Annotated in this window: 14 protein-coding genes; 11 read left to right on the top strand and 3 right to left on the bottom strand. The window is 60.4% G+C overall.

The genetic code is table 11. The annotated features are described in order from the left end of the window. Window positions 1-2 precede the first annotated feature (2 nt). Window positions 3-821 (bottom strand): hypothetical protein, encoded by an 819-nt coding sequence (locus ACFDR6_RS23675; RefSeq protein WP_212088890.1) that lies wholly within the window; start codon window positions 819-821, stop codon window positions 3-5. A 211-nt stretch (window positions 822-1,032) separates the two neighbouring features. On the opposite strand from ACFDR6_RS23675, the gene ACFDR6_RS23680 reads away from it, so the two are divergent. The 5 genes from ACFDR6_RS23680 to ACFDR6_RS23700 all read left to right on the top strand — a co-directional run bounded on the left by ACFDR6_RS23680 (window position 1,033) and on the right by ACFDR6_RS23700 (window position 4,304). After that, window positions 1,033-1,713, top strand: coding sequence for an adenylate/guanylate cyclase domain-containing protein (locus ACFDR6_RS23680; RefSeq protein WP_212088892.1), 681 nt, complete (start codon window positions 1,033-1,035; stop codon window positions 1,711-1,713). Window positions 1,714-1,979: 266 nt separating this feature from the next. Further along, window positions 1,980-2,315 (top strand): hypothetical protein, encoded by a 336-nt coding sequence (locus tag ACFDR6_RS23685; protein ID WP_375859671.1) that lies wholly within the window; start codon window positions 1,980-1,982, stop codon window positions 2,313-2,315. 156 nt (window positions 2,316-2,471) lie between these two features. Further along, entirely contained in the window at window positions 2,472-2,957 is a 486-nt protein-coding gene (locus ACFDR6_RS23690; RefSeq protein WP_212088896.1) for a hypothetical protein, read from the top strand. A gap of 58 nt (window positions 2,958-3,015) precedes the next feature. Continuing rightward, the gene (gene greA / locus ACFDR6_RS23695) at window positions 3,016-3,498 is read left to right on the top strand and encodes a transcription elongation factor GreA (RefSeq protein WP_375859672.1); all 483 of its coding nucleotides are present in this window, start codon (window positions 3,016-3,018) and stop codon (window positions 3,496-3,498) included. 128 nt (window positions 3,499-3,626) lie between these two features. Further along, window positions 3,627-4,304, top strand: coding sequence for a hypothetical protein (locus tag ACFDR6_RS23700; RefSeq protein ID WP_212088900.1), 678 nt, complete (start codon window positions 3,627-3,629; stop codon window positions 4,302-4,304). Between the two features lie 19 nt (window positions 4,305-4,323). Here the strand turns inward: ACFDR6_RS23700 and ACFDR6_RS23705 are convergent, their stop codons facing one another. Then, the gene (locus ACFDR6_RS23705) at window positions 4,324-5,097 is read right to left on the bottom strand and encodes an SDR family NAD(P)-dependent oxidoreductase (RefSeq protein ID WP_375859673.1); all 774 of its coding nucleotides are present in this window, start codon (window positions 5,095-5,097) and stop codon (window positions 4,324-4,326) included. 234 nt (window positions 5,098-5,331) lie between these two features. Here ACFDR6_RS23705 and ACFDR6_RS23710 point away from each other — a divergent pair, with 234 nt between their 5' ends. The 5 genes from ACFDR6_RS23710 (at window position 5,332) to ACFDR6_RS23730 (ending at window position 13,081) form a co-directional block, all read left to right on the top strand. Continuing rightward, on the top strand, window positions 5,332-8,910 hold the full coding sequence (locus ACFDR6_RS23710) for a GAF domain-containing protein (RefSeq protein ID WP_375859674.1): 3,579 nt from the start codon (window positions 5,332-5,334) through the stop codon (window positions 8,908-8,910). Beyond that, window positions 8,907-9,296, top strand: a complete 390-nt coding sequence (locus tag ACFDR6_RS23715) for a response regulator (RefSeq protein ID WP_375859675.1) — start codon at window positions 8,907-8,909, stop codon at window positions 9,294-9,296. The genes ACFDR6_RS23710 and ACFDR6_RS23715 overlap by 4 nt, the downstream gene beginning before the upstream one ends. A gap of 118 nt (window positions 9,297-9,414) precedes the next feature. Further along, window positions 9,415-10,254 (top strand): universal stress protein, encoded by an 840-nt coding sequence (locus ACFDR6_RS23720; RefSeq protein ID WP_375859676.1) that lies wholly within the window; start codon window positions 9,415-9,417, stop codon window positions 10,252-10,254. A gap of 544 nt (window positions 10,255-10,798) precedes the next feature. Then, window positions 10,799-12,130, top strand: coding sequence for a tyrosine-type recombinase/integrase (locus tag ACFDR6_RS23725; protein WP_375859677.1), 1,332 nt, complete (start codon window positions 10,799-10,801; stop codon window positions 12,128-12,130). 756 nt (window positions 12,131-12,886) lie between these two features. Further along, window positions 12,887-13,081 (top strand): hypothetical protein, encoded by a 195-nt coding sequence (locus tag ACFDR6_RS23730; RefSeq protein ID WP_375859678.1) that lies wholly within the window; start codon window positions 12,887-12,889, stop codon window positions 13,079-13,081. A gap of 1,152 nt (window positions 13,082-14,233) precedes the next feature. On the opposite strand, the gene ACFDR6_RS23735 is transcribed toward ACFDR6_RS23730, so the two are convergent. After that, window positions 14,234-15,118, bottom strand: coding sequence for a hypothetical protein (locus tag ACFDR6_RS23735; RefSeq protein ID WP_375859679.1), 885 nt, complete (start codon window positions 15,116-15,118; stop codon window positions 14,234-14,236). A gap of 48 nt (window positions 15,119-15,166) precedes the next feature. On the opposite strand from ACFDR6_RS23735, the gene ACFDR6_RS23740 reads away from it, so the two are divergent. Then, window positions 15,167-16,930 (top strand): relaxase/mobilization nuclease domain-containing protein, encoded by a 1,764-nt coding sequence (locus ACFDR6_RS23740; protein WP_270163319.1) that lies wholly within the window; start codon window positions 15,167-15,169, stop codon window positions 16,928-16,930. The last annotated feature ends 30 nt before the right edge of the window (window positions 16,931-16,960 follow it).

Consider the following 16,960-nt stretch of genomic DNA (forward strand, 5'->3'; position numbering starts at 1 on the left):
TCCTATGCGGCTGTAGCTCCGGCCTGCAGCTTGGCCCACATCAAGGGGGTGATGATCGTTGCATGCTCTTCAACACGAGCCATCTCGGCGGAGAGAGTTGCGTGCTCCTCCGATCCTTCGAGAATTGTCCTGCAAAGGTTTCTCGGATGCGCGACCTTTGTCTCGACCGGTCCATCGACAAAGACGCAGGAGACCGTCGGCTGCCAGTAACCCTTCGGATTTCCAAATGTCAGAACCGCGCCACGCATCTTGACCTTGGATTTGCCGAGTCGTTCCGGCTGCACGAGAGTCAGCCTCACCTGTCCCTCGAAATATGCAGGCATGCTGACGACGTTGCGCTCCAGATTCATATGAACATTCCCGGAATAATTGATCTCATCTCGGGCGCCTGAGTCGGAGACGTAATAGTGCAGTTCATGGAATGCCAGGCAGTCATGGCTCTCGCTCGGCCGGATGTCCAGGACGCTGCAGGTAATATTGCGGGCGGTTAGAAAAGAGCGCCGATAGAGAAAAAATCGACCGCACAGATGGTCGTAGTCACTCGTATGATATCCCCCGAACAGCGAGGATTGACTCGGAAGGGTAATCGAGAGCCCGTATCCTCGCGGATTCAAGCCCGCATTGGCAAGGATGCTGAGAAGAGTATGCCGTTTGAGGAGAAGCTTGTCACTGTTCGGGTGGAGGCATTTCTTGAAGGTATTGAGCGAAATCTTGAGAATTTGATCTGCGTATTCAGCATCATTGAGTGAAAATGTCGCCCGATGGGCCCGTAAGTCTGCGCTGAAGCGGAGAAGGTGGCGTCCGGAAAGACTGGTCGACATTGGGCGCTCCAGCACCTGTCTAGCGCGGGCATTGTGACACAAACTAACACGACCTGATAGAACTTGACAGCGGAATGGCCGGCATTGGCCAGCCGGTTGCTCATGGCGACCGCGAGATGCTGTTTTCGCTTGATGGCTGCGCGCTCACTCTGTGGCGCAGGCTGATCATCCGACCAGCCGAATCTCGAACCGAATTCAGAGAGATTACGCCATGACCGCCGCAAATCAGATTGGTATTGCTTCAGTCGTAAACGCTTGGGAGCCTGCTTGCATGTCCTCGGAACGGGATACCGTCCGGGTCGAACACGCAGCCGTCCTTTTCGCCGACATCATCGGATCCACCTGCATGTCGGAAGAGTGGTCTCCGGCGGAGACGATAAACTTCTTGCGCAGCTACCAGCAGCGCATGGCGATGCGAGTCATTCAGCATCAGGGCAGAGTCATACAATATCAGGGTGACGCCATCGTCGCGACATTCGGTGATGCGCACGATGCGCGCTGCGCGGCTGGCCGCGCACTCTCTTGCGCTTTCGGCATGTTGCATACGATTGCAGCCTGGAGCGCTGAGCGCAGCGCGCGCGGAGAGTTGCCGCTGAGCATCGGCATCGGCGTCCATTTTGGCTCGGTGGGGATGGGCCAGATTGGAGTGGAGCAACATCTGGAGCAGGCGATCGCGGGCGATACGGTCAACGTGGCGCGCAAGCTCGAAGCGCTCACACGGAAGCTTGGCGCGTTCATCGTCGTGAGTGACGAGCTGCTTGGCGCAATCCGACGGCAAGCTCATCTCGGGTCGGGTGTCGAAAAACTGAAGCCGAATGGCCTCTGCCGAATTGCCGGCCGCGCAAGTCCGATTTCAACCTGGTTGTTGCCCCGAGACTCGCTCACGGCATGATATCCGTCGTGCTCTGGTAAAGATGTCCTCGGTAGCCGGATTAGGTCACCGACCAGCTTCGAATTAATCGATTTGGGCCAGCTAATGGCCGACGCGCTTTCTTACAAATGGTTTCAGAGCCTTTCACCCGTGGTCTCGTCGCCGAGCAATGTGATCTCGGCCACAGTTGTCGTGCAGGAACAGACCTAATGTCGACAAACTTGCACGCGTCGATGCCGCAGGCCTAGGTTTGGCCTGGTTCGGATCAGGCAATTTTGGAGGTTCTGATGCAAAAGTCATACTTGCTGGCCGCGACCGCGGCATTGGCGCTCATGATGCAGACATCGCTCGCGTTGGCTCAGACCGCACCCGCCACCGGCGGAACCGCGGCGCCTGCGGCGACAAGCACTGCGCCGGCAGCGACGACGGCACCGGCTGCGTCCACCGATAGCTCCAGCCAGCCGACCGACTCCAAGAAGAGCGCGTCGAAAAAGCAGGCGAAGAAAAAGATGACGCGGCAGCAGGAGATCGACCACTCCGTCGACAGCGGCACCGTGCCCGCGCGCTATCGCAGCTCGGTGCCCAAGCAGTACCATCAATATATTCCGTTCGATAAGCGGTAGCCGATCGCATGGCGGCGCGACGTGGTCAGCCGTTGCGCCGGCACCTTCGAGGGACACGCGATCGAAGGAACGCCCCGGCCGGGCGGCTTCCCACCTCACATCCCGGTGGCGGTCTGCGAGAGCGGTGCTAGAGTAGGCTGAATCCCGGGGGAAATGATGAGCGACGACGTGAAGGATGCTGGGCTCGTGGCCATGATCAGCAGCATCCTTGGAGGCAACAAGCGCGCAGAAAGTGTTGCACCGCCGCCGCTGACCGAGGGGCCGCCGACAGTGCCGTCCAACGGGGCGGAAGCGGTTGCGCCGCCCGTCGCCGAGCCGACGCCGACCGGGCAGGAGGATGCGCCCGATGCCGCGCCGGCTGCCGCGGAGCCGGTCGAGCAGCCCGCCAAAATCGTCACGACGCGGGACGGCCGACAGCTTCTTCCTGCTGAAGCGATCGCCGATCTCGTGCTGGGCGAGCTGCGCAAGCTGGAGGATTTTCCGGCAACCGGCGCCTCGGTCACGGTCTATGGCTACCGGCATTGGAACGCGATGATCACCTTCGCGCCGTTCTCGACCAATTTCCAGAATGCGACCCGGTTCCGCCAGGCCATGCCGGATATCGTTTTCAAGCTCCGTCGTTTCGTCGAACTTGAGATATAATCCGGTCGCGGCGGCGCGCTGCGTCGCCGACCCCGGACCGTTCGACAGGATTCTTGAATTGAGCGTCGCCTTTACCAAGGAAGAAAGCGCCGAAACCGCGTCCGAAACGCTGTTGCCGGATCGCCCCATCTCGCCGCATCCGAACCTCGTGACGGAAAAAGGCCTGCATGCGTTGCAGGCGCAGCTTCAAGAGGCCCGCGCGGCCTATGAAGCCGCGCAAGCCATCGAGGACGTCAACGAGAAACGCCGGCAATCGGCCGTGCCCTTGCGCGACGCCCGCTATCTGACGGAACGCTTGCGCACCGCGCAGCTCGTGCCCGATCCGGCCTCGACGGATATCGTCGCCTTCGGCAGCACCGTGACTTTCAGCCGCGCTGACGGCCGCGTGCAAACCTATCGCATCGTCGGCGAGGACGAAGCCGATCCGAAAGCGGGGACGATCTCGTTCGTCGCGCCGGTGGCGAGGTCGCTGATGGGGAAGGCGGTCGGCGATGTCGCGGGCTCGGGCGCGCAGGAGATCGAAATCTTGGCGATCGCGTAGGGACGCGCGGGGCCAGGCGGGAGTTGCGTGGCAAAGGGCGCTATCGACAGGAGCAATCTCATTCGCCTAAAGCATGATCCGGAACAGCGCGAGGCCGTCGTCTCCGCCAAACAAAGCGCGATGGTTGGATGAGACGGTTTCTGTCGGGAGCGCTGCCGTTCTACGCGCTGGCTGGCCTCGCCATGTGCATGTACCTCGTCCTGTACCGGACGAGCCTGTTCGATCTGAACGCCGTCGTCCATGGCGCGGCCGGGTCGGCTTGGTTTCCGGCCTTCATGTTCGTCTGCGTGCTGCTGGAAGCGGTCTTCCCGTATTTCGGCTATTTTCCCGGCACCGCCCTCATCCTGATGTCGGTGGCGCTCAATCCCAAGGCCGTGGATGGCTCCGTCTTCACCGTGGCGTGGCTCGCCATCATCCTGGGTGCCGTTCTCAGCTACGGACAGGCTCGTTTCTTCAGGCCGTTCCTGCAGCGAGTGGCCTCAAAAGGGGCCCTGCGCCGTTGCGAGTCCTTGTTTGACGCCTACGGTCCTTACGCGCGCATTGCCTTGTTCGTTCATCCCAACGCCTGCGCGATGTATTTCACGGCGCTCGGGCTTCTCGGTCGCAATCTGACACGCGAGCTCGCTTATCTCTGCGTGGGAGCCGCGGCCGCCGTCGGCATTCTGTTCGTCATCGTGACGAGGCTCGTGTCGTCGGTCGGCCCCACCGACGATGGCGAATTGCAGGTGCTACTGGCAGCCGCGCTGGTCGCCATCGGGACCCTGGTCGGTCTCTACACGGCGTGGCGGCCACAGCGGGCGGCGTGAAGTCTGCTCCGTCAGCGTCCTACACCCGCGGCAGCTCAACGCCAGTCAGCTTGCTCAATTTGTCGATGAGCGCGTCCTGAAATTTCGGATCGGTCGCCTCACGGGCCGGCTGCTGCTGCTCGAGGTTATGCCAGTAGCGCCCGGTCACCAAGGCAGCGGAATCCTCGCTCACCGCCAGCCAGGTTTGCGTCCGCTGTCCGGTGGCGATGTCGACCGGCGCGCCCGCGCCGCCCATCTTCGTGCGCACCCAGCCGGGGTCGACGGCATTGCTGAGAACCTTGGGCCAGCGGCGCGCCAGCGCGAGGGCCAGCGCGACCACGTGCAGCTTGCTCTCGGCATAGGCCTTGGCCGAATCCCAGGGACGCTTGGTCCAGTCGAGGTCGTCGAGCGAACCCTCTCCACCCCTGTGCAATCCGCTGCTGAGATACACCAGCCGACCGGGCCGCTCGATCCGCGCGGTGAGCATGTACGGTGCAAGCGTGTTGATGGCGAGCGTCTCGGCATGGCCCTCCGGCGTCGCGCCACGGCCGGGCCGCGTGTAGACGCCGGCATTGTGGATGATCGCGTCCATGCGCCCGATCGCGTTGACCTGATCGGCGATAGCCTTCGTCTCGGCCGCACTCTTGAGATCGCCGACCACGATCCCTTGGACACGCGACCTCAGCTCGCCGAGCGCGCCGATGCGATCGGCCGAGCGCGCGTGCAGCACCACGCGGTGGCCTTGATCGAGCAGCGATTGCGCCGCCGCGCGGCCGAGGCCATCGGTGCTGCCGGTGATGAAGATGGTCGCCATGCGTGTTCCCTTCAACGTTTCAGGCGCCGCGCGGCACGAATGATGCGGCTTGCATCAGAGATTTGTGGAACTCGCCGCCTCGACAGATCGTGGAGACGAATTGACGCGTAGTCGATTGAAAATCAACCAACGATACGTCTGGTCGGACGCACCTGATGGTGGAATAATTCCCGCCGCTTTCTTGATTAGATTTTGACGTCGGCTGTGAACCAGCTGGCGATATGGATTTTCATCATGGCCGCGCTTCCTCAGGACGTGGTGGCAGATTTGCAGCGCGAGAACGCGCGGCTCCTGGCCGAATTGCGCGCCGCACAAGATCGCGAGACCGCCACTGCAGACATTCTCAAGATCATCGCCAGTTCGCCGTCGGAGGTGAAGCCGGTATTCGATGCCATCGCGAGCCAGGCCAATGCCTTGCTCGCCGGCTTTTCGACGACCGTATTCCGTTTCATCGACGGAATGGCCCATTTGGCGGCATTCACGCCCACGAATCCTGCCGCCGACCAGGCCTTGAACAACATGTTTCCGAGGCCGATTGCCGAGTTCGAGAGCTTCGCGGGAGTCCAGGCGGGTAAGGTGGTACCGACGCCCGACACTGAAGCACTGACGAACGACATCAAGCCCATCGCGCGTGCCCGCGGCTTTCGCAGCATGTTGTTCGTTCCCCTCGCGACCGGCGGCGCGGTGATCGGCATGATCAGCGTGACGCGAGTCGAGCCAGGTACCTTCGCTCCGCATCATGTGCAGCTTCTGCAAACCTTCGCCGACCAGGCGGTTATCGCCATCGAGAATACGCGGCTCTTCAATGAAGTGCAGGCGCGTACAGACGACTTGCGGGAATCGCTGCAGCAGCAGACCGCGACCGCGGATGTGTTGAAGGTCATCAGCCGCTCTGCGTTCGATTTGAAAGCCGTTCTCGACACGCTGACGGAATCGGCGGCGTGGCTGTGTGGTGCCGACATGGCGGCAATCGTCCGGCAGGACGCTGATGGCGCCTACTATCACGCGAGCCGGTACAATTTCTCACCCGAGTGGGCCGACGTCTCGGCGGGCATTCGACTCAATGCTGGGCGCGGCAGCCTCGTTGGGCGCGTCCTGCTATGCGGCGGGGTTGTCCAGATCCAGGATGTCTTGGCCGATCCCGAATACGCCTATCCCGAGCAGCAGAGGGCCGGCGGTTACCGCACCCTTCTTGGCGTGCCTTTGCTTCGGTCCGGAGAAACGATCGGCGTGCTGTTTCTGGGCCGCAAGACCGTGAACTCGTTCATGGACAAGCAGATCGACCTGGTCTCCACCTTCGCCGATCAGGCCGTGATCGCGATCGAGAATGTCCGGCTCTTCGATGAGGTCCAAGCGAAGACGCGCGATCTCGCCGAGTCGCTCCAGCAGCAAACCGCGACTGCCGATGTGCTGAAGGTGATCAGTCGCTCGACGTTCGATCTGCAGACCGTGCTCAACACGCTGGTCGATTCGGCGGCACGGCTGTGCGAAGCGGAGATGGCATTCATCATGCGCCGCGAGGGCGATGAATATCAGGCCGGAGCTGCAGTTGGGTTTCCCGAGAAATACATCGAGTTCCTGAAGGGTCACCCGATTACGCCCGGTCGGAGCACTGTTACAGGTCGGGCCGTGCTTGAGCGCCGTCCAGTGCAGATCCTCGACGTCGCTGCCGATCCCGAGTACGGCCTGCACGAGTCCGTCACCATGGCTGGTCAGCGCACGGCGCTCGGTGTCCCTCTTCTACGCGAGAACGAGCCGATCGGCGCGATCGTAATCGCCCGCAAGCGGGTGCAGCCCTTCACGGAAAAGCAGATCGAGCTTGTCGCTACGTTTGCCGACCAGGCCGTGATCGCCATCGAGAACGTCCGGCTGTTCGAACAACTGCAAACCAGGACGCGAGATCTGTCGGAGGCGCTGAGGTACCAGACCGGCAGCGCCAATATCTTGCGGGTTATCGCTTCCTCGCCGACTGAAGTCGGCCCGGTGCTCAAGGCCATCGTGGAAAGCGCATGCGGGCTGTGCGAGGCATATGACGCGCTGGTCGTTCTGAGGGATGGCGACGATATCGTCATCGAGGCGCACCATGGACAAGTTCCCGTAGTGTGGAGCCGGCGGGCGATCAGCGTCAAATCGCCCACCGGCCGGGCGATTGTCGATCGTCGCACCGTTCAAGTGAACGACTTGCTCGGGCCCGATGGAGAGGAATACCCGATAGGACGCGAATATGCGGTTCGCTCCAACGTTCGGACTGTTCTGAGTGTGCCGCTCTTGCGCGAAGGCGAGAGCATGGGGGCGATCGTACTGCGCCGTATGGAGGTACGCCCATTCGACGACAAGCAGATCAGCCTGCTTCAGACCTTTGCGGATCAGGCCGTGATCGCCCTCGGCAATGTGCGCCTGTTCGAGCAATTGAACGAATCGCTGGAGCGGCAGACTGCCACCTCGGAGGTGCTCGAAATCATCAGCGCTTCGTCGGGCGAATTGGCTCCGGTCTTTCGCAAAATGCTGGAGAATGCGACGCGGATCTGCGGCGCCGGATTCGGCACCATGAACCTCTACGAAGAAGGCGGCTTTCGCACGGTCGCACTGCACAACGCGCCGCAAGCCTACGTTGATACCCGGCTGTACCAGAGCATTCGCCCACATCCCGCGAGCGGGCTCGGCACGGTCGAGAAAACTCATCAGACGGTTCATATCGACGATATCAGAGCGCAACCGCCCTACGTCGAAGGCAATCCGAACGTTCGCGCGCTTGCTGACCTTGCCGGCGCAAGGACCCTCGTCATCGTTCCGATGCTCAAGGAAGACGAGCTGATCGGCACCATCACGATCTTCCGCCAGGAAGTCAAACCCTTCACGGACAAGCAGATCGACCTCGTATCCAACTTCGCGCACCAGGCCGTGATCGCGATCGAGAATGCGCGCCTGCTGAATGAACTGCGCGAGCGCACCATGGAATTGTCGCAATCGTTGGAGGAACTGCGAAACGCGCAGGATCGGTTGATCCATACCGAGAAGTTGGCCTCGCTTGGGCAACTCACCGCCGGCATTGCGCATGAAATCAAGAACCCGCTCAACTTCGTCAATAATTTCGCTGGGGTTTCCTCCGAGTTGATCGACGAGCTCAGCGACGGACTGCGCTCGGCCGCACTCGGTGAGGCGGCAAGGCAGGAAATCGACGCGCTCATACACATGCTGCAAGGTAATCTGGAAAAGATCGTCCAGCACGGAAAGCGCGCCGATTCCATCGTCAAGAACATGCTTCTGCACTCGCGCGAAGGGTCTGGCGAGCGTCGTTCGGCCGATATCAACGCGGTCGTCGAGGAAAGCCTCAGCCTTGCTTATCACGGTGCACGCGCTGAAAAGCCGGGATTCAATATCACGCTTGAGAGGCATCTCGATCCGTCGGCCGGGGCGCTCGATCTGTATCCGCAGGAGATCACGCGGGTGTTCCTCAATCTGATTTCAAATGGATTCTACGCAGCTGGCAAGCACAGGGACGCTGCTGGGGACGGCTTCGAGCCGAGGCTGTGCGCGACGACGACGAATCTCGGCGGCGCCGTGGAAATCCGGATTCGCGACAACGGCACCGGCATTCCGGCCGACGTGAGAGAGAAGATATTCAATCCGTTCTTCACGACAAAGCCAGCCGGCGAAGGAACCGGGCTTGGCCTTTCAATCTGCCACGACATCATTGTGAAGCAGCACGGCGGCAGCATCGAGGTCGATACCGAGCCTGGCGATTATACGGAGTTCATCATTTGGCTGCCGCGTACGCTGGCGGCACCATTGCAGACGGGAGGGAGAAGTTGAGCGTCTTTATATTGGTGGTCGACGACGAACCCGACGTCGAGGCGCTATTCCGCCAGCAGTTTCGGCGCGATCTGCGCGCCGGTCGTTTTCTCATGGAATTTGTACCGTCGGCACCGTTGGCATTGCAACGCGCGGCCGAGATAGAGGATGCCACCCTGATTCTGATCCTGTCCGAGATCAACATGCCCGGAATGAGCGGGCTGGAGATGCTGCCCATCGTGCGCTCCGTCCGTCCCGATGTGCCTGTCATCATGATCACGGCCTACGGCGATGCCGAGACCAGGCTCAAGGCGCTCGCGAACGGCGCAACCGACCTGATGACCAAGCCAATCGACTTCGCGGCGCTGCGTCAGGAGATAGATACGAGGCTTGAGCAGGCCGCGTAACTGCAGCCATTGTTGACGAACAAACCGGAACGGCCCGCAAGTGAAATTATCACAAGCGCCATTTCAAGCGAAAACTAGGCGTCCTGTCACTGTTCACCCAAAATGCCGGGGATTCAAAATGAAGACGCTCTTGGTCCCGCTTCAAAATATTCCGATGATGACATCCACGCTCGATGTTGCCGTACGCCTCGCGAAACGTACCGGCGCCTATATTGAAGGCTTCCCGCTCCGGTTCGGCATCCCTCAATATTTAGCCGCGGAATTGGCCACCGGCATTCTCTTGGATTCGTATGAAGTCAAGAGCGAAGCCGAATTGAACGACATGCGCGACTTTTTCGAAGCATTCATGCTGAAACACGATGTTCCTCGATCCACTGCTGGATTGGGTCGACCCTGTTTCGGCTGGCTGGAGACCGCGCCTGAGGGCGAAGACTTTGTCGGAAGTTATGGGCGCGCTTTCGATCTGATCGTGATGGCTCGGTCTGACATCGATGCTGCAGGCCCTCACCGTCGCGCGATTGAGTCCGCGCTGTTTGAGAGCGGCAGGCCGGTTCTACTTGCGCCATTGAATGCACAAAGAAGCGTCGCAACAAACATTATGATCCATTGGAACGGTAGTACCGAGCAAGCCCGGGCAAACGCATTTGCCATGCCGTTGCTTCGTCTGGCCGAACGGGTATCGGTCCTAACCGTTGTTGGCGGCCAAGCGGTACCAGGACCATCTGTCGATCAGATCGTCCAGCAACTGCGGTACAATGACATTGCTGCGCAGGTGAGAAGGGTTGAGCTGGAGAATCGCGATACTGGAGAGGCAGTCCTAGATGCGAGTAGAGCTGAAGGCTGCGATCTCTTGATCAAGGGAGCCTTCACCCGCACGCGGTTGCGGCAAATGATATTCGGCGGGGCGACCAGCTATATCATGGAGCATGCTGATCTGCCTGTCCTGATGGCACATTGAGCCGCAGGCCTCTCTCCAGATCAGGCCATCCATCTCCTGTTTTGCCTGACGAGGCAAACCAAGAATCGGAAAAGGCGTAAACCATTGATTTGGCTGGTGCTGTCTACTGTGCATGGGGTTGTTTTCGCGATTTTGCCGGAGCGGGAGCAAGACGCCCCGGTCCGTCGACGCTTTCGAGCTACGCCGGACACGCTTCGCCATGATTGGACGTGGCTGCGCCACGCGAAGCCTTTTGGCGAAGCATGGTGGGCGCACAAGGGATCGAACCTTGGACCTCTCCCGTGTGAACCACAATCGGTAGACCCGAGCCAACCAAATCCAGCCACAGTTTTGAGGTAGAAATCCTAGAGTTTGCGGGTAGTTATGGCCTTTGGGGCCATAGGCGGCCATAGTTGACCTTACCACATTTTGTATGCCCCCGTTGTGCCCGCCGTCGGTTTTCCCTTGGGGCACAAAAACGGGGGCAGGTCTGAGACCCGGTTCTGTTCGAGGCTGACCGCCATTCTTGCGGGGCACACCGGGGCACAGAGAGAGGGAATGAATTATGACGGAGCCGGCCAACCAGCTGACACTTACCGATGCGGTGATTCGCGACGCAACGCTGCCGCCGGGTAAGGCGCAGCATTATCTCCACGACGACAAGCTGCCCGGCCTCGCCTTGCGCATGCGCGCCACCGGCGGCCGGACCTGGGTCTACCTCTTCACCAAGCCGGGTGTGCGGGGGACCCAGCGCAAGACCCTGGGCGCGTGGCCCAAATATAATGAGAAGGCCGCACGCAAGGCCGCCACGATCGCCGCAGGCGAGGTCGTCAAAGGTTTGGACCCGAACGACGCGAAGCGCGAGGCGAGGCGGCAACAGGCAGCCGAGAAGCAGCGCACCACGCTCGCGACCCTCATTGTCGAAGATGGTCCCTATCAGACGTCCTTGACCGAACGTCAAGTCGTCAACTGGAAGCCTGCAATGTCGGCGCTGCGGCGCGGGCTCAAGGATCAGGCCGAGAGCGGCGTGGGGGACCTGACGCGACGGCAGATCATGGCTGCGGTCGAGAAGATTGCCAAAACCGGCAAGCGCGGTGCAGCCAAGGACTTGCGCAAGCACGTGCATACCTTCCTCGAATGGTGCGTCGGCGAAGGCTACGTCGAGCACAACGTGCTCGCAGGCTATCGCGCGCCCAAGGAAACCCGTGCGCAAAGGGTCGGACGCCGCACGAAGGGCCGCGCGCTAACCGATGAGGAAATCATCAAGGTCTGGGATGCATCCGGCAAGCTCGGAGCTTTCGGTCTCCTGGCACGCATGTGCCTGCTCGGCGGCCCGCGCCGCAGCGAGCCTACCATGATCGAGTGGCGAAAGCATATCATGGACGACCGGATCACCTTCGACGCAGCGTGGACCAAGATGGGGCTGCACCACGATGTGCCGCGCACTCACCTGGTTGACGAGGTGCTCACGGCCGCGAAACATTTCCAGCGGGCAACCTCCGACTATGTCTTCCCTTCACCGAAGACCGGCGGCCAGATGTCCGGCTTCACCAAGATGGTCAACCGCCTAGTCAAGGAAGCGGGCGTTGCCAAGTTCACCATGCATGATCTAAGGCGCAGCCTGCGCACTATCATGTCACGCTGTGGCTACGACAACGAAATCCAGCGGCTGTGTGTTGGGCAAAAGCCAAGCGGAATCGATCAGGTATACAACCACGACGAACAGTGGATCATCCGCAAGATGGCGTTCGAAGCGGCTCACGACTACATTGCGGAGTTGGTTGGCGCCAAACGGGTCGGCAAAATCGTGCGCCTGCAGCGGACGAACCCGCTTGACCCAATCAAGGCCGAGCTCCTCGGCCGTCTCCGTGAGCATTATGCGGCTGAGGCGCCTTAGTGGTTCTATTGCGCTGGGCCAGATAGTCGCGCACTGCGTCGACACGATAGAGCGGCCGGCCATCGACGTAACGCCATTTCAGCGGGTGGTTCGGATGCCTCCGCCACTGCTCCAGCGCGCCGGGCGTGCGCCGGAGAACGGCAGCTGCCTCCAACGCCGTCAAATTAGAGCTCCCGGGCAGAGTATCGATGTCGAACGGCGCGGGCGGCGGCATGCCACGGTTCTTGCGACCGCGCTTCGTGGGCCGGGGCGTTTCCGTGCGATCTGACGACCCTAACGCCTCGACCCGAGTTCTCTCGTCCTTGCCGTCCATGTCTCCCACCGAACCTCGACCGGCCTGGGTAATAGGATCGCAAATCTTGCCAGCAAAAAAGAAATCTAGAGCGCCGGTGCGGCTGCTGGATGCCGTGGCGTACGAATCGGACGAACGATGCGAAGCGTCGCTCACCCTAGCCGGGCAGATGAAGGGCGGGCGGCATCAAGCGTTGCACATTAGGCAGCCGAGAGCACGCCGTGCGCATTTTGCCCCCGCGGTGTCCTTGGCAGGTCGCCCAGTCTGCCCCTACATCGGTCAGATTACTTCAGTTCGAATTGGCCCCACCAGGAATTGCTAAAACAATTCAATAGTTGGGCAAATCCCCGCAATACTGCCGTCGAGAGAGTTCACCGATGTACTAACACATAGAGTCAGCCGATGGAGAGTTGCGCCTCAACGCGACTGTGCTAGTACGCCACTCTCGAATCGAGGAGCTAAAAGTGGCGAAAAAGGCAAAGACGGCTACGAAGAAAGCAACGCGTCGCGAATACACAAAGGCCGACGTGAAAGAGCTGCGCGCTCATTCGAAAGCGAAGACCCCGGTTGCAAAAATCGCGAAGCTCACAAAGCGCTCCGAAGGCTCACTCCGCCAAAAGGCACTCAAGCTCGGAATCGGGCTCGGTCACCAGCGCTAGAGGTGGTGTCATGAGGCTCTTCAATAGAGTGTTCTCGACCAGAACGTTGCTTCAAATCATCTGCGTTCTCGTCGCTGTTGTCGCAATGAAGTTGTTGAGCGCTCACTATGACTTCAGCTGGGCAACCGCAGTTAGCGGTTGACTAGAAGAGCACCTGGAACGCTGAGCAGAAAACAAGCCCATCGAGTGGCGAGCTATCACGAGGCGTTCAGGTCTGCGAGGCGCCTCCAAAGCCGCAAGGTCAGGAGGCCAGTAAAAATCAAGTGGGGCGATTTCCCGATATGCCCGGCAGGCCTCAAACCATCGATCAGGCGGTTATGAGCGGCGGACTATCGATCACCTTTGTTGATTTTGCTGCGATTTCGCCTGCGTTCGATCGCTTTTGTTGCGTATCGATGAGGTCGCTTCTGGTGCGAAACTGGTGCGGTCGCCAGTTCGCGGTTCGGGGGTGGATTGGCTCAACAGTCACAACTTCTTCAAGCGCTTTGCCGTAGTCCTCTCAAGGCCGAAACAGGGGTTCGATTTCCCTAGGGAGCGCCAGCAAACTCAGGCACTTAGGTAGCCATCAGCCGCGTTCGTTGAATAATGGTTGAATAAGACGCTGGTGAACAGCGGCGAACGCTAAGGGAATGTGCTGCCGAAATTGGCAGACTAGCCTTGGCGCGATGCCTCGCCGTGGCTGGCGCATTCGCAAAAAATTTCCCCGTCGCCCTTGGTGTCCGGAAATATTCAGCCCGCCGCTGACGTGCGCTGTCGTACGCGAGCGCCCTTGGATGTTCGCATTGACGTTGCTCGTCGCACAATCAACTCTTGTCCTGTCGAGTTTTGTGCGAATAGGAGGGCCACGTGAGATAGAATCGACGAGAGAAAACTGGCGGCCAACAGTCGCCAGTCAGTCTATCCGCGCCGAGTGCCACAGAACCGAACGCGGTGCCATTCGCCCAGCGGCTCACCTGCACGATTGACGATGCATGCGAAGGTGACCGGCTTGGGACGCACGAAGCTTTACGAGTTGATAGGAGCTGGGCGTATCGTCACGACAACGGTCGGACGTCGGCGACTAGTCTTGCTGCGCTCACTTCTGGCGCTTCTTGACACCAACATGTCGAGCTAATGGAATGCGAGCCTTAGGGGAGCAAACCGCCGATCTTTTTATGGTCCCGTCGGCTCGGTGTAGTGGGTGCTGGCGTCGAACTTGAACTTGGCATCGATCATTTCGAGATACGCAGGAGCAATCTCCTTGCCGATCGAGCCCAGGCCTTCGACCATCCAGCGGAAATGGTCGTCCAGCAGTTTCCAGTTCTTGTCCCACGTCTCATTCTTTGGCGTGTCTTTGCGGCGCATGAACGGGACGAGCCGGTGAATCATCCAGTTCGTCTCGGTTGCTCGGTTGACGAACATTGGGTCGCTGACTTTATTGGGGCCGGACACTAAGCTCACATCCAGCTTGTGCTCGATGAGCAGCTTATGAGACTCGCTAAACAGAGTAAAAAGGCCTCTATGAGCCTCCGTATTGAACATCCCGTCCACTTTAATGAGGAGCTTGATCGTCTCGGGTTTAAGACCGGATTTTGAGCCGATAATTTTTTCACGGATCTGGTTCTCGATCGTTCGTCGGTTCTTGATCGCTTTTCCGTTGTCTTCGTCGGTCCACGGCGTGCCTTGTGGTAAGCCTTTCCATCCGAAGAGTGTGCCGAAATCCGCCATGTTGTTTGCTGCTGCACAGAGGATAAATGCCTGGTCCTTGATACTGCGCTGAATGATGTACCCCTGCATCGGGTAGGCGTTGCTCGCGGCGACATCCGATGCGCGGACACTCCGGAAGATCGTCAGGTACATCAACACGCAGGTAGCGTAATTGGCTTCCGCTTGCGGCCATCCCTTCGCATTGTTGAGCTCGATTTGCTCGATCAGTGTTTGCCCGAAGAAATCAAGAAAGCAGTCTGTCAGGATGCGGGAGCCGTGGTCAGCTTGGGTTCTGGCGTGCCGGTCGGTCGGGGCGCGTGCCGCGCCGTACATTTTGAACAGCGCAATCAAGCAGATTTTCGGCACTGTAGCTGCCTTGGCGCCTTTCGAGGTCCGGCAATGACCCTGCGTGACAGCGATCTGCGCATTCGGCCCGGGCGCATCCGCAGCACCCGCGCGCCCAAGCCGAAGAGCTTCATCAACCAGGTGCTACGTGCCGCGAAGAAAGCCGGACACACGTCGGGTCAGGGCAGGTTTGGCAGGCGTTCTGCGGCCTATGGGCGCTCGACGTTTGGCCGCGGCCGGCTGTCCTTTGGTCGCAGCCGGTTGTTCAGTCCGACGCGGCGCGTTGTGGTGAAGGCGCGCATCGTGCGTCACAAGGGACGTTCGTTCCGCTCGGCGCCGCTGACGGCTCATCTTTCATACCTCAAGCGCGACGGAGTAACCCGGAACGGCGAGCGGGCCGAGATGTTTGATGCTGGCAGCGATCGAGCTGACGGTGCGGCCTTCGCAGAACGCTGCGAGGGCGACCGCCATCATTTTCGATTCATTGTCTCGCCCGAGGATGCCGCCGACATGACTGACCTCAAGGCCTTCACCCGTGATCTGGCCAAGCAGATGGAGATCGATCTCGGAACGCAGCTCGAATGGGTGGCCGTCGATCACTGGAATACGGACAACCCTCACATCCATCTTCTCGTTCGGGGAGTCGATGAGACAGGCGCAGACCTCGTGATCTCCCGCGACTACGTCAGCCGCGGCCTGCGCTCACGCGCCGAGGAGTTGGTCGGCATCGAACTGGGTCCAAGACCTGAGCATGAAATCCGCAATGCGCTGGAGAGAGAAGTCACGGCAGAGCGATGGACGCGGCTCGACCGGGAGATCTGGCAGGTCGCCGACGAAACCGGCTATATCGATCTTCGCCCCGACAATCCCGGCAGCTCCGATCCCGAAATCCGGCGCCTGATGGTCGGCCGCCTTCAGCACCTGGAGAAGATGGGCCTTGCTGCGTCAGCTGCGCCAGGGGAGTGGATGGTCGGGCTCGAGGCTGAACGTAATCTCCGCGACCTCGGCATGCGCGGCGACATCATCAAGACCATGCATCGCGCCTTCAGCGAGCGTGGGGAAGCGCGTGGCGTGTCCGACTACGTCATCGAAGGTGGACAGCCAAGCTCCCAGATTATCGGACGACTGGTCGATCATGGATTGCATGACGAGCTCACCGGCGAGGCCTACGCCCTGATCGACGGAACAGACGGGCGCGCGCACCACGTCCGGTTCCGAGGAATCGAAGCTTTCGAACATGCGCCATCCGTCGGCGGTATGGTCGAGGTCCGGCGCTTCGGTCCGGCCGATGATCCGCGCCCGACATTGGTCCTTGCGGCCCGTTCTGATCTCGATCTTGGCGAGCAGGTCGCCGCGAAAGGCGCCACCTGGCTCGACCACCGGCTGGTTGAATCCAACCCCATGCCGCTCGCCATGGGCGGCTTCGGTCGCCAGACGCGCGACGCTCTCGAAGCTCGCACAGAGCATCTGGTTCGGGAAGGTCTGGCGCGACGGCAGGGCCAGCGCATCACATTCCAGCGTGATCTCCTGAACACGTTGCGCCGACGCGAGCTGGACGAGGTGGCGGCAAGAATCTCGGCGCAGACCGGCCTGCCTCACGTGAAGGGCGCCTCGGGCGAGCACGTAGCGGGCACGTATCGTCAGCGGTTGACGCTCGCCTCGGGGCGTTTCGCCATGATCGACGACGGGCTCGGATTTCAGCTGGTGCCCTGGTCGCGCGAGCTTGAGAAAAGGTTGGGCCAGCACGTTGCCGGCACCACGAAGGAGGGCGGCGGGATCGAATGGAGCTTCGGCCGGAAGCGCGACCTCAGCCTGTAGCTATCTTGTCAATTGCTCGAAAGGTGTTCG

It is taken from the genome of Bradyrhizobium tunisiense (genome assembly GCF_042263385.1).
In the GTDB taxonomy this organism is placed as follows: domain Bacteria; phylum Pseudomonadota; class Alphaproteobacteria; order Rhizobiales; family Xanthobacteraceae; genus Bradyrhizobium; species Bradyrhizobium tunisiense.